The 15273-nt window shown below is 41.2% G+C and carries 6 protein-coding genes; all 6 read right to left on the bottom strand.

What is annotated here, in order from left to right; translation table 11 throughout:
• Window positions 1-518: 518 nt before the first annotated feature.
• From RMY27_RS01940 to RMY27_RS01915, 6 genes are read right to left on the bottom strand one after another with little or no spacing between them, the layout of a single operon-like run.
• On the bottom strand, window positions 519-7049 hold the full coding sequence (locus tag RMY27_RS01940) for a non-ribosomal peptide synthetase (RefSeq protein ID WP_322659982.1): 6531 nt from the start codon (window positions 7047-7049) through the stop codon (window positions 519-521).
• 14 nt (window positions 7050-7063) lie between these two features.
• Window positions 7064-11830 carry a non-ribosomal peptide synthetase gene (locus RMY27_RS01935; protein WP_322659980.1) on the bottom strand — a complete coding sequence of 1589 codons (4767 nt, stop codon included), beginning with the start codon at window positions 11828-11830 and terminating at the stop codon, window positions 7064-7066.
• Window positions 11831-11866: 36 nt separating this feature from the next.
• Window positions 11867-12937, bottom strand: a complete 1071-nt coding sequence (locus RMY27_RS01930; protein ID WP_322659978.1) for an HAD-IIIC family phosphatase — start codon at window positions 12935-12937, stop codon at window positions 11867-11869.
• A 3-nt stretch (window positions 12938-12940) separates the two neighbouring features.
• The gene (locus RMY27_RS01925) at window positions 12941-14125 is read right to left on the bottom strand and encodes an acyl-CoA dehydrogenase family protein (RefSeq protein ID WP_322659976.1); all 1185 of its coding nucleotides are present in this window, start codon (window positions 14123-14125) and stop codon (window positions 12941-12943) included.
• A complete protein-coding gene (locus RMY27_RS01920) occupies window positions 14122-14373 on the bottom strand; it encodes an acyl carrier protein (RefSeq protein ID WP_322659974.1) in 252 nt (83 codons plus the stop codon). The genes RMY27_RS01925 and RMY27_RS01920 overlap by 4 nt, the downstream gene beginning before the upstream one ends.
• Window positions 14374-14390: 17 nt before the next feature.
• Window positions 14391-15245 (bottom strand): 3-hydroxyacyl-CoA dehydrogenase family protein, encoded by an 855-nt coding sequence (locus RMY27_RS01915; RefSeq protein WP_322659971.1) that lies wholly within the window; start codon window positions 15243-15245, stop codon window positions 14391-14393.
• Window positions 15246-15273: the final 28 nt, after the last annotated feature.

The raw sequence follows: 15273 nt of genomic DNA, 5'->3' as shown, positions 1-15273 counted from the left end.
AAAGAAATATTACAACTAATCGATAATTAATTGCAAGTATTTATCAGCTTTTCTTCACAAAGAGTGCCGAGCAAACAATCTCTGAATATCACGATTGTTTAGATATTTTTATTCGTCATGATTCGTGAATTTTCAGATGATGAGCAGTTTGTCAAGAGGTTGGAAACATGAAAATTTTCTGTTGGCAGATGACTTTCAGGAAAGCGTGAGTTCCACGAACCTCTCCCTCTCCCAATACGGTTCGGTTAAAGGGGAAAGGGAAAGGGGGAAAAACTTTTAACCCTTAATCTTTAACCTTTCCCCAAAGGTAATTCTGAGTTCAAAATGCTTATCCGAACCGTATTGCTCCCTCTCCGACTCAAAGAGGGACGGTTTTGCATAAAAATACTAGGAAGAGGTTTTTTAATTGAGCTAATTTGGACACTACACGATCTGTCGAATTCACGTCAGGAAAAGGTAATAATTCTAGTTTAGGTACAGGTTTTCGGATGCTTTTAACTAGACCATTCGATCCATCCTTAAATATTTTCAATAGATTTCATTTTTTGCAGACGCTTTTTCTGTTGAGCTTTACCAGCTTCAATTTTTTCACTGACAATATTTGTTACGCGAAAAGATGGGTTTCCATTTTTGACTTGATTAAAATAATCTACTAAAGAGTTTATAGTCGGATATCTAAACAGGTCGAGCATAGATAAATCACTCTGAATTACTTCACGCAATTTGCTATGAACTTGAACCAAAAGCAGCGAATGACCACCTAATTCAAAGAAATTATCATAGATTCCTACGTTCTCAATATTCAGTACTTCTTGCCAAATATCGGCAATAGTTTTTTCTACATCAGTTTCGGGTGGCTGATAAATTGCCTCTAATTGGGGACGTGCTGTATCAGATGCTGGTAAAGCTTTGCGGTCAATTTTACCATTGGGCGTGAGTGGTAGTGCTGACAACATCACAAAAGCTGTTGGCACCATATAGTTTGGTAGTTTTGATCCTAAAAAGTGACGCAGTTCCGTAATTGTCAGTGTTTGTTCTTTTTCTGGAACGACATAAGCTACTAAACTTTGAGTATCTGCTGCTACAACTACAGTTTCTCGAACTGCTGGGTATTGGCTAATGAGTGCTTCAATTTCTCCGAGTTCGATGCGGAAACCACGGACTTTGACTTGATGGTCAATACGACCCAAATATTCAATATCTCCATTCGGTAAATATCGACCTAAATCACCGGATTTATAAAGACGTGCATTTGGTTTATTACTAAAGGGATTGGGAATAAATCTAAGAGGTGTTAGTTCTGGTCGATTTAAATAACCCCGTACTACACCAGCACCACCAATATACATTTCACCTGGTACGCCAATAGGTACTGACTGTCGAAATTTATCTAATAAGTAAACTTGTAAGTCACCAATGGGACGCCCAATCACACTTGCTGATGTTACTTCTAAATCTTTCATCGTTAGCGGACGATATGTAACATGCACGGTTGTTTCCGTAATTCCGTACATATTGACTAACTGGGGAAACTGGTCGCCATGACGTTCAAACCAAGGTCTTAAACTCTCAAGTTGCAATGCTTCTCCACCGAAAATGACTTTTCGCAGGCTTAATTTGTTGGTATTTCCGAAGGATTTTTCTGCTTGTATGAGTTGGGAGAAAGCTGAAGGTGTCTGGTTGAGTATTGTCACTTGTTGTGTTAACAACAATTTGTAGAAGTCTTCTGGTGAACGACTCACCCAGTACGGGACTACGACTAATTTCCCTCCATACAGTAGGGCACCCCAAAGTTCCCAAACTGAGAAATCAAAGGCTATGGAATGGAATAACGTCCAGACATCATGTTGGTTAAAGTGATACCAGGATTCAGTTGCTGCCAATAAACGAACAACATTCCTGTGATTGACTAACACCCCTTTGGGTTGACCTGTTGAGCCTGATGTATAGATGATATAAGCCAAGTTATCAGTTGTACACTCACTGATTGGGTTTTGTTGACTTTCTTGAGCTATAATTTCCCAATCTGTATCTAAACAGACAATATTAGTCTGATGTTGCGGCAAATTCTCTTTTAGGTGCTGCTGCGTTAATAACACTGACACCTGAGCGTCCTGCAATATAAAAGCTAAACGTTCTGGTGGATAGGCTGGGTCAAGAGGTACATATGCGCCACCTGCTTTGAGGATGGCTAAGAGTCCGATGACCATCGAGAGCGATCGCTCTACACAAATACCTACTAATACTTCTGATTTTACTCCCAAAGTGCGTAAGTAGTGGGCTAGCTGATTGGCTCTCTTGTTGAGTTCAGAATAGGTCAACTGTTCATTTTCAAATACTACTGCTACTGCATCAGGTGTTTCTTTTACTTGTGCCTCAAACAATTCGTGGATGCATTTTTCTTGCGGATATTCACTCTTAGTATCATTCCATTCCACTAATAACTGGTGTTTTTCAGCTTCTGTTAACAGTGGTAACTCCGAAAGCCTCCGTTGGGGATTTGCCACAATACCTTGAAGCAAGGACTGCAAATGTCCTGCCATCCGGCTAATAGTGCTTTCCTCAAATAAATCGGTACTATACTCCAAAGTGGCAAATAGTCCCTGTGTTGTTTCTGCCATCTCTAGGGTCAAATCAAATTTAGTACTACCACTCTCAATTGCCAGAGTACTTAAAGTCATACCAGGCAACTTTAAATCTGACATTGGTGCATTTTGAAGCACAAACATCACTTGAAATAGTGGTGCATAGCTCAAGTCTCGCTGTGGTTGTAGTTCTTCTACCAACAGTTCAAAAGGCAAGTCTTGATGTACATAGGCTCCTAATGCCACTTCCCGGACACGAGTGAGTACTTCTTCAAAGGTAGGATTACCTGCCAAATTAGTTCGCAGTACCAAAGTATTGACAAAAAGTCCAATTAACCCTTCTACTTCTGCGCGATTGCGGTTAGCGATGGGTGAACCAACCACAATATCTTCACTGCTAGTGTAGCGCCATAACAGAGTCTGGAAAGCTGCCAGCAAGGTCATAAATAAAGTGGTTCCTTGCTGCTGGCTGAGTTTATTCAAAGCTACGGATAACTCATTAGATAGCTCAAATGAATAGGTTGCACCCCGGAAGGTCTGAACGGGGGGACGTGGGTGGTCTGTGGGTAATTCTAGTACTCTGGGTGCCCCTTGTAACTGCTGAACCCAGTAAGATAGCTGAGATTGTAGCGCCTCTTTTTGTAGCCATTCTCGTTGCCAAGCTGCAAAGTCTATATATTGAACAGGTAGTTCAGCTAAGGGCGTTCGCGTAGCGTCTTGCAGAGAAAATTGTTCATCACAGAAGGCTTGATAAAGTGCTACCAATTCACGCACCAGCACACCTATCGACCAACCGTCAGAGACAATGTGGTGCATCGTGAATAACACTACATGCTCTTGTTCACTTAGCCGTAGTAGTTTCACCCGCAGCAGGAGGTCGCTTTTCAGGTCAAAGGGTTGTTGTGCTTCTGCTAATGCTTGCTGTTTGACTTGAGCTTCTTGTTGATTTGCAGGTAATTCACTGATGTCAAATACGGACAATGGTAGCGACGTTACCGATGAGATGATTGCTACAGGTTGCCCTTTGATTGTCTGAAAGTTCGCTCGCAAAGCTTCATGACGACAGAGAATTTCGTTGAAACTTTGTTGTAGTGCTTTGATGTTCAATTGCCCCTGTAGCCGAACAGCAGCAGGAATATTGTAAAAGCAACTGTTTGGATCTAGCTTGGCAAGAAACCATAACCGCTGCTGGGCAAAAGACAGGGGTAACTCTTGCGAACGTGAAATTCGCTCAATGTCTGGTGTATCAATTCCTAAGCCTATCTTGGTGGCTTTTTCAATGTCTTTAGCCAGCCCAGCTATTGTTGGTTTTTCAAATACGCAATGTAAAGGAAGCTCTACCTGAAAAACCTGCCGGATCTGGGAAATTAGACGGGTTGCTAATAGGGAGTGTCCGCCCACTTCAAAGAAGTTATCATCAATGCTAATTTTCTCAATACCAAGTACCCGAAGCCAAATACTAACTAGCATCTGCTCAATTGGTGTGGAAGGAGGTACAAAAGATGATTCAGGTACTAGCTGTGTCAGACCAATCACGGGCAATGACTTACGATCAACCTTACCATTAGGAGTCAGAGGGAGTTGATCTAAGATCACAAAAGCTGCTGGAACCATGTAGTTTGGTAACTTTGACTCCAGGGAGTTACGCAATTGAGAAATCGTCAGTGTTTCTTCTGCGTGTGGGACGACATAGGCGACTATTCGTTGAGCATCTGCTACAACTACAGTTTCGCGCACTGCTGGATGTTGGCTAATGACTGCTTCAATTTCTCCAAGTTCAATGCGGAAGCCACGAATCTTCACCTGGTAATCAATCCGACCAATATACTCAATTTCTCCATTGGGTAAATAGCGGGCTAAATCGCCAGTTTTATACAAACGTTCGGAATTTGAGGGTTGGTCTTCTTTCCCTCCCCTGCTCCCCTGCTCGCCTGCTCTCCTGCTTGTTTGGAAAGGGTTAGGGATAAATTTCTCAGCGGTCAGTTCCGGGCGGTTTAAATAGCCTCGTGCCAATCCTTTGCCACCTATATGCAATTCCCCTGCTACACCTACAGGAACTAATCGGCTGTATTGGTCTAAAATGTAAAATTGCGTGTTAGCGATCGCATGACCAATGGGTACAACTTTGCGATCAGTTTCTATTTGAGACACTGCTGACCAAATGGTGGTTTCGGTGGGACCATACATATTCCATAGAGAGTGACATCGTTGCCGTAATTGATTGGCTATATGTACAGGTAAGGCTTCGCCACCACAGAGGATTTTTAATTGATCATTGCCACCCCAGCCTGTAACTAGAAGTAACTGCCATGTCGCTGGTGTGGCTTGCATAACTGTAGCTTTTGAATTAGCCAGTGTTGCTGACAACTGCATTCCGTCTGAGGCCACTTCCCGACTGACAATTACTAACCGACCACCGACTATGATTGGCAGGAATAGTTCTAATGCGGCAATATCGAATGAATAAGTAGTGACTGCTAGTAAAGTGTCTTCCCCGGTTAACCCTGGCTTTTGCTTCATCGCAAACAAGAAGTTGCTCAAAGCGCTGTGGGGAATTTGTACGCCTTTTGGTTTGCCTGTGGAACCGGAGGTATAAATGATGTAAGCTAGGTTTTCAGGAGTTAGCTCACAGAATAAATTTTCTTGGCTTTGTTGGGCGATCGCTAAAGCTGTTTTGTAGCTATTTGCTTGCCAATCAGTATCCAAGCAAATGACTTGAGCTTGGTGTTGGGGCATTGCTGACAAGAGCGAAGCTTGAGTCAGCAATAACGGCACTTGAGCGTCTTCTAGAATGAAAGCTAATCGTTCTTTGGGATATGCTGGATCTAGTGGGATGTATGCACCACCAGCTTTGAGGATCGCTAATAGTCCAATGAGCATCGAAAGCGATCGCTCTATGCAAATCCCCACCAATACCTCTGGTTTTACTCCCAAAGTGCGTAAGTAGTGGGCTAGCTGGTTGGCTCTCTTGTTGAGTTCACAATAAGTTAACTGCTCATTCTCAAATACTACTGCTACTGCATCAGGTGTTTCTTTTACTTGTGCCTCAAACAACTCGTGGATGCATCTTTCTTGCGGATATTCGGTTTGTGTATTATTCCACTCTCCTAATTGCTGTTGTTCTGCTGAGGTTAACAGTGATAATTTTTCTAAGCGCTGATAGGGATTAGCAACCATGCCTTCCAGCAGTGTTTGCAGGTGTCCCAACATCTGGTTGATGCTGAAAGCATCAAAGCGATCGTTCTCTTGATAGGCAATTTTAAATAACAACTCTCTGCCTGGAATAACACTTAGAGTTATCGGATAATTAGTTTTTTCAAATACCTGTATATTTTGAATTTTGAAGTTTAAATCCGGCTGTGCCAATGTTTCATCTAGAGGGTAATTTTCAAACACCACAATACTGTCAAATAAGGACAGATTAGACGAAATCTCGCTCCACTTTTGTATATCCACTAACGGCGCGTACTCATACTGACGCGCCTCAACTTGTTGAGCAAACAGTTGTTGCAGCCAAGAGAGCAATTCTTGCTTGGGACTTACTTGCACCCTGACTGGCAAAGTGTTGATAAATAGCCCAATCATAGATTCTGCATTGGCTAAGGCAGGAGGACGGCCAGAAACTGTAGCTCCAAAAAGTATATCTTCTTCACCGCTGTAACGGCTCAGTAGCAGTGCCCAAGCTGCCTGCACTAAGGTATTAAGTGTGAGTTGATACTGTTTGACAAAAAAATTAAGAGCAGCAGTTGTCGTAGGAGACAATTTCAATTCTTGTGCCTTATAATCCTGTTCTTGATTGGGTTGGTATCCAATCAGTGGATTAATCCCCAGTTGAGTGGGAGATGTCAAACCTGAAAGTGTCTTTCGCCAAAAAGCTTCCGCTTGAGAAATATCCTGCTGTTGCAACCAAGCGATATAATCCCGATAGGGACGGGGTACAGGTAAGTAAAGATTTTCACCTTCACAAAAAGCTCTGTAGTAAGCAATAACTTCTTCGTATACATTAGACCCCGACCATCCGTCAAGTAAGAGATGGTGGTGGCTCCAACAGAACTGATAAACTTGCTCTGCCAAGCGAATTAGTGTGAAGCGCATCAGTGGGGCTTGAGAGAATAAGAAACCATGTTGGCGCTCTGCTTGCAAAAGGGTTTCTAAGCGTTGTTGTTGCTCAGTTCGAGATATTTCCCGCCAATCTAGCTGTTGCCAAGGGAATTTGACCTCCCGACAGACTACCTGAAGAGGTTTTTCTAAGTTTTCCCACACATAGGCGGTTCTTAACACGGGATGACGAGTTATCACTTGCTGCCAAGCTTGACTAAAGGCAGTAATGTTTAATGCTCCATGTAACTCAAAGCATCTCTGTTCTACGTAAACATCAGAGTTGGGAGCATAAATACTGTGGAACAGCATCCCCTGTTGCATTGGAGATAAGGGATAAGCATCTTCAATATTTTTTAAGCTCATCTTGTTTCTCTCCCTTAAAATGAAATTTGTTGCAAAGCTAAATCGAGTTCCATTTGGTTTAACTGCACCAAAGGGAAGTCAGAAGGCGTAAAACCAACTCCTTCGGGAGATTGACAGTGGGCGATTATAGAGCGCAATGCCTCGATAAACCTCTGTGCTAGAGTTTCCACTGTAGATTGTTTATGCAAGTTCTGACTGTAACGCCACTGCAATTTCAGCTGACCTGAAATAATACTGCCGTCAATTTCTAGCAAGTATGACCGATGATTGCGATCGCTTTGGTTACTACCCTCAGATTCACTAGCAAATTTAAACATTGAAGATGTATTTAATACTTGGTCTAGTTGACCCAGGTAATTAAAAATCACTTCTGCTTTGGGCAGAGAACGCAATGCCTCAGCCATTCTCCTATCTTCATTGAGGTAGTACAGCACTCCGTAGCCGATACCCCGATTTGGTATCTGTCGCAGTTGCTCTTTTACTATCTTTAGCGATTCTCCAAGGTTGTTAGTCTCTTCTACACTCAATACAATCGGAAATACACTGGTAAACCAACCTATTGTCCGCGAGATGTCTGCATCTGTTAAGATTTCTTCCCTGCCATGTCCCTCCAAGTCCAATAACAGTGTGGTTTGTCTAGTCCATTTGGCAAAAGCTTGTATGAATGCTACAAGCAACACATCATTTATTTGAGTCCGGTAAGCGGCTGGTACATCTTGCAACAGGGCTTGGGTTTCTTGGGCACTCAAGGTAACTGTGACATTCGCAACAGAACTGATTGTATTATCTCCACCTGGATAATCTAGAGGTAGGGAGGAACAGGGTTGACGCAGTATTTGCAACCAATAATCCATTTCTGCTTGTACTGCTGCTGATTGAGCATATTGTTGCAGTTGGTCAGCCCATTGTTTGAAAGAAGTAGTTTTTGGTGATAATTTGATATCCTCACCCCGAGTTAGCTGTGCATAAGCTGTCTGCAAGTCTTCCAATAAAATCCGCCAAGAGACTCCATCTACAACCAGGTGATGAATCACGATAAACAGGCGGCTGTGCTGATTGACACCAAGATTAAATAAAGCGACTCGTAATAATTGTCCAGAAAATAGGTTAAGGCTGGCTTGGAGTTCACTGCAAGTTGCAGTAATGGCGGCACTTTGGCTTTCTGGAGGTAATGTCGATAAATCGATGACTGTAATTGGTGCTACCTGCTCAAATTCCGTAATCTTTGCCTGCCATTTTGATGATTGTTGGATAAATTGCGATCGCAACATATCGTGGTGTTGTAGCAAATAATGTATTACTTGCTCCAGAAGTACTGGATTGAGTGCTTGTTGTACCTCTAGTAGAATAGCCTGATTGTAGTGATGATAATTGGAAAAATTTTCCTCAAAGAACCAGCGCTGGATGGGTGTTAAAGGGAATGAGCCAGTTACTAAACCTTGTTCGGCTGAAATTGAGATGTTGGTGCTAGCAACTGTTGCTAGTTGGGCAATGGTTTGGTGCTGGAACAATTGTTTGGGTGTGAGCTTTAGTCCTGCAAGGTTTGCTTTGGATATGACTTGAAGACTGAGGATAGAATCTCCACCCAATTCAAAGAATTTGTCATTTATACCTACCTTTTCTAAGCCAAGTACTTGCGCCCAGATCGCAGCCAATTGTTTTTCAACAGTTGTCTGAGGTGCAATATAGCTTTCTTCAAATTCTGGGCGGATACGGTCAGGCTCTGGCAATGACTTACGATCAACCTTACCATTAGGAGTCAGAGGGAGTTGATCTAAGATCACAAAAGCTGCTGGAACCATGTAGTTTGGTAACTTTGACTCCAGGGAGTTACGCAATTGAGAAATCGTCAGTGTTTCTTCTGCGTGTGGGACGACATAGGCGACTATTCGTTGAGCATCTGCTACAACTACAGTTTCGCGCACTGCTGGATGTTGGCTAATGACTGCTTCAATTTCTCCAAGTTCAATGCGGAAGCCACGAATCTTCACCTGGTAATCAATCCGACCAATATACTCAATTTCTCCATTGGGTAAATAGCGGGCTAAATCGCCAGTTTTATACAAACGTTCGGAATTTGAGGATTGGTCTTCTTTCCCTCCCCTGCTCCCCTGCTCCCCTGCTCCCCTGCCTGTTTGGAAGGGGTTAGGGATAAATTTCTCAGCAGTCAATTGCGGGCGGTTTAAATACCCCCGACCTACTCCCACACCACCGATATATAATTCTCCTGTGACGCCTACAGCCACAGGGTTAAGATGCTTATCCAACAGATAAATCTGGATATTATCAATTGGGCGACCAATGGGAACTGTCTTTTGCTGGCTGATATTATTGTCTTCCAGACTGCTTTGCTGCCTGCACGCCCAAAAGGTGACATCAACGGCGGCTTCCGTGGGCCCATAGAGATTGTGCAGTTGGGCATCAAGTCGATGAAAGAAGCGTTGTTGAAGTTGAAGAGGTAAGGCTTCGCCACTGACTATCACCCGCTTGAGACATTGACAATTTTCCAATCCTTTTGCTTCTAGGAACACTGAAAGCATCGAAGGCACAAAATGGATAGTGGATATTTGTTGTTCTCTAATTACATTCACTAAGTAGTTGGTGTCTCGATGTCCCTCTGGTTGCGCGACTACTAAACGCGCACCGATAATTAATGGCCAGAAAAATTCCCAGACTGAAACATCAAAGCTGAATGGTGTTTTCTGTAAAACCCGATCGCTTGCTGTTAATTGGTATGTGGATTGCATCCACAGTAGGCGATTGCAGATTCCCCTGTGACTATTCATCGCCCCCTTGGGTTGACCTGTAGAGCCGGAGGTGTAGATGACGTAAGGTAGGTTATCTAAGGTGAGATTACAAACTGGATTTTCTTTACTGTGTTGGGTGATGATTTCCCAGTTGCTGTCTAAGCAAACTACTTTAGCTGTGTGAGTTGGTAAATTTTCTACTAGTTGCTGTTGTGTTAACAAGACTTTTGGTTGAGAGTCTTGTAACATGAAAGCCAAGCGTTCTTGGGGGTAGCTTGGATCTAATGGTATGTATGCGCCACCAGCTTTCAGGATGGCTAACAGTCCAATGACCATCGAAAGCGATCGCTCTATGCAAATCCCCACCAATACCTCTGGTTTTACTCCCAAAGTGCGTAAGTAGTGGGCTAGCTGATTGGCTCTCTTGTTAAGTTCAGAATAGGTCAATTGCTCATCTTCAAAAACCACCGCTACGTCGTTCGGTGTTCTTTCTACCTGCGCTTCAAACAATTCATGAATGCATTTATCTTCAGAGTAATTTGTGGCGGTATCATTCCATTTAACTAATAGAGTCTGCTGCTCTGCAATTGTCAACAATGGCAAATCTGATAAGCGCTGATCTGGATTGGTAACAATACCTTCTAGCAAATTAGTAAAATGCCCGCTCATGCGGTCAATAGTGGCAGCATCAAACAGGTCGGTATTATACTCCCAAAACCCCCAAAGTTCTGACTTGGCATCCACCACAGACAGCGTTAAATCAAACTTCGCTGTTTCACTATGGTTGTGAAGCCATTTCAGAGTCAAACCAGGCAGTACCAAATCTTTTTTGCTATCTTCCTGCAAAGCAAACATGACTTGAAACAGGGGTGTATGACTAAGATTCCGCTCAGGATGCAGTTCTCCTACTACTCGCTCAAAAGGTATATCACTATGAGCATAAGCACCCACACATACTTCGCGCACTCGACCAAGTAATTCTAGAAAACTTGGGTTCCCAGAAAGGTCAGTACGCAGTACAAGGGTATTGACAAAAAAACCAATTAATCCTTCAATATCAGGATAGTTGCGGTTAGCTATTGGGGAGCCAATGCAAATGTCTTCTTGGTTTGTATAGCGGTATAATTGTGCCTGAAATGCCGTTAATAGGGTCATAAACAGGGTGACACCTTGCTGGTTGCTTAAAGACTTAAGCATACTAGTCAAGGGTGCTGATAGCTGAAAAGAAGCGATCGCTCCTCTAAAGCTTTGTACTGGCGATCGAGGACGTTCTGTAGGAAGGGACAAAGTGCTTGGAACATTTGCAAGTTGCTGCTTCCAATAGGAAAGTTGAGTTTTTTCTCGCTCGCCTTGCAGCCACTCACGCTGCCAAATAGAAAAGTCTACATACTGGATGGGCAATTCTGAGAGTGGGGAGGGTTTTCCGGCTGAAAAAGCTGCGTATAATGCTGTTAATTCCTGGGTAAAAATTTGTACTGACCAACCATCACAGACAATATGGTGGATGACGAATAAAAGTAGATGTTCCTCTTCGCTTGTCTGCAATAATGCCCCTCGCAGTAAAGGGCCAGATGCTAAATCAAAAGGTTTTTTGACTATATCAGCAGTCAATCTTTCAACTTCAGATGATTGCAATGCTGTCGGTAGTTCGCTTAAGTTCACCACTGGCAGGGCTACAGTCATCGAATTAATCACTTGAACTGGTTGCCCCTCGCACAACTCAAAGGTGGTACGCAGAGATTCATGCCGTTTAACAATCTCATTGAGACTCTTCCTGAGTGCCACCAAATTCAACACACCTTTTAGGTGTATATTTACTAATTCGTTATAAGCAGAACTTTCGGGTTCTAGCTGCTGGAAAAGCCATAACCTTTGTTGGGCAAAGGAGAGAGGAACAGGACTTTGTTGAGAACGTTGAGGAATAACTATTTGTGGAGTATCAGATTCACCCCGTAAACGCTTTTCTAAAATTGCTTGTTTAGCTGGTGACAGTTGAGAACGCCGTTTAGATATATCATCTTTTTTGATATTCATAAAAATTGAAATTAAAAATTTTTAGAAATAACTTACTTAATCAATTGCCTGAAATTTCACATATAAAGGTACTGATTGAATTCGAGTTAAATCGTTTTCAAAAATTACTAAATTATCACTTTTTTCAATTTCCTTAAAATTTGCAAATTTATAAGCAATGTACATCATCCGATTGCGATTATTTGGCACAAACTCTGCTAGAAGGCGGACATTGTTGTTTTGCGCTAGACTCATAACATAGTTCAACATGATTGTGCCAACTCCTCTAGACATGACGCGACAAGACATCAGCAAGAGTTTTATTGTCCATAGGTTTGTTTGGCGCTCGATCAGAACTAGTCCTATTTGACCATAGCTTCCATACTTATCTTCTAGACTTGCAATTAGCAGTTTGTGGTTTTCCGACTGACAAAAATGACTTAGTTCGTCATAAGAGTAGGTATAACCAGTTGTGTTTAATTGATTAGTTCGGAGAGTTAATTCTTCTGCTCGCTGCAAATCCTCTTCTTTTGCAGAAGATATAGTGAAATTCATATTGAGAGTAGCTAAAAATTCTTCTGTAGTTCCTACAAAGTCTTTTTCTGCTTGCTGGCGATTGATATCGCTAATATACATCAACCTTCTCATGCTAGAATCTTCCGTAATAAAACGGGGATTCATCACTGGCATATCTAAAATATGTGCTATTTTATCTGCGTTGATACAAAGAATATCTGGCAAAGAAAACTCGACTTCTTCTAGTTCAAATCTCTGATCGTCAATAAAGGCGATCGCATTAATACCAATATTAAGTGACTTAGCAATTTCTTGCAAAGAACTAACTTTAGAATTCCAATTAATCTGGGGATATAAAAAATACTCTTTTAAACCCAATTCTTTTAGTTTAGCTATAGCTGTAAACTCGTCATTTTTACTGGCGATAGATTGTAAAATACCGCGACTATCCAAACTATGAATAATATTTGCTATCCCTTCTCGCAAACAAACTTTATCATCCTCCAATAAAACTCCATCCCATAATGTATTATCTAGATCCCAAACTACACATTTGATAATTTTTTTATCTTCTTGTTGGAGATTTGTAAGTTGGCTTGTACTACTAATCATATTTTAAATCCTCTCTGCCAATTTCTTGACCATAACATTAGGTACAGTTGAGAAAAAATACTCTTGATAACCCGAATCAGCGATAGTAATTTCTTGAATTTGAGTGCTACCTTCGATTATTTCCATAATTTTAGAATCTCGTAGATACCTTTCAACCGGGTAGTCACTACTACACCCATTACCACCATGAATTTGAACAGCATCATTTGCTACTTTTGTAGCTGTTATGGAAGCAAAGTATTTAGCAATTGAAGTTTCTATAATAGAGTTGGGATCGTTAATATCTTTGAGATAACCAGCTTGATAACATAGCAATCTTGCTGCTTTCACATTGGCTATCATCTGAGTAATCATTTGCCGAATTAATTGATGCTCTTTGAGATAAACACCAAACTGTTTTCGCTCGCTTGTATACTTAATACAAGCTTCTAGACAAGCTTGGGTAATACCGACACAACCCCAGGCGACGCTATATCTACCGTAATCAAGCGCAGTAGCAGCAACGTAAGAAAATCCAAAGCCTAATTTTCCTACTAAATTTTCTTGAGGAATTTGACAATTATTAAACTGCAATTCTGCTGACATTGAAGCTCTAACACCTAAAATGCCAGACATTGGTTTAACTGAAAATCCTGGGCTATTTTTTTCAACTAAAAAGGCGGTGGGCTTATCTTCACATTTGGCAAATACCAAGAATACATCTGCTATTTGTCCATAGGTAATCCATTTCTTTTGCCCGTTTAAGATATAAGTATCTCCAGTATGGTTAGCTGTTGTTTCTACACTTTTAGCATCGCTACCTACACTCGGTTCACTTAATGCAAAAGCGGCTATGATTTCACCAGATGCTAACTTGGGAAGCCAATATTCTTTTTGAGACTTACTACCCCATTTACATAAAGCATGAGCAACCATGTTATGAACTGTCAGCAAACTCCGTACAGAAGAACATCCCCGGCCAATTTCTTCGTTGAGAATGCCATAGGTGATCATGTCCATTGCTTGACCACCAAATGCTTTGGGTAATATGGCACCTAAAAAGCCATGTTCAGCTAATTTTTTAATGATTTCTGGCGGGGTAAATTCATTGCGATCGCATTCACTCGCATGAGGATATATTTCCTCATTGACAAATGTTCTAAATTCAGCTTGATAATTTTTTTGTTGAGCAGATAATTCTAGTTTCATCTCGGCGCTAATACAGTATTTTTTCGTTCAACTAAGTTACTAATAGAATTGATAGTTCTAAAATTTTCAAACTCTAAGTCTTCATTCTCAATAGTAATTTGAAACTCTTGTTCTACAAACAAAACAAGTTGCATAGCAAACATAGAATTTACAAAACCTAGTGCAAAAATGTCTTCGTCTGGCTGTAAGTCATGATTACCGAAAAATCGTGACAAGAATGCTTTAGTTTTAGTTTTTATTTCGTTCATTTTTGCACAAATCCTATTTATTGATAAACGTAAAATCCTTTCCCACTTTTTCTACCATGCAATCCGGCATCTACCATTTTCTTCAGTAAAGTACATGGTCTGTACTTACTATCATTAAAGCTTTCATACAAAACTTCAATGGAAAATAAAATGGTATCTAATCCAATCAAATCTGCTGTTTCTAAAGGCCCCATTTTGTGCCCGAAGCAAGTTTTAAATATTTTGTCTATATCTTCTGCTGTAGAAACTTGGTCTTGCAACAGAAAAACAGCTTCATTAATGGTTAACATCAACACGCGATTAGAAACAAAACCCGGTGAATCATTGACGATTATGCATTCTTTTCCAATCTGAGCCAGAAATTTTTTGCCTATTTCAATTGTTTGCTCAGAAGTATGAAAACCGCGAATCATCTCCACCATTGACTTCATGGGGACAGGATTCATAAAATGCATACCGATAACTCTATCGGCACGTTTAGTGACTGAAGCAATACGGGTGATGGGAATTGCTGATGTGTTAGCCGCGAATACACTATCTGCTGGACAAATAGAATCTAGCAGTGAGTACACCTGCTTTTTAATATCCCACTTTTCGGTGACATTTTCAACTACAAAATCTGCTTTTTCTAGAAATTTATAGTTTGTCGAAAACTCAATTCGGTTAAGGACACTATCTGGAGTTTCTGTAGTGTCACTTTTTTTGAAAAAACCCTGAAAGCGGATATTATTCCTGATTTCATGTTTAGCCTTGTCCAGGATATCTTCAGAAATATCTACTAAAATGACTTGATGACCTGTTTGAGCGAGGTTTTGTGCAACCCCTACTCCCATAACTCCTGCTCCAACTACGCCTACTGTTTGAATGTTCATAAATAATCCTGAAAGCGAATATTTTTTC

The sequence above is a fragment of the Nostoc sp. DedQUE09 genome, from assembly GCF_034530915.1.
Lineage (GTDB): Bacteria > Cyanobacteriota > Cyanobacteriia > Cyanobacteriales > Nostocaceae > Nostoc.
The sequence above is the reverse complement of the archived record's forward strand: the minus strand, read 5'-3'. Positions and strand labels throughout refer to the sequence as shown.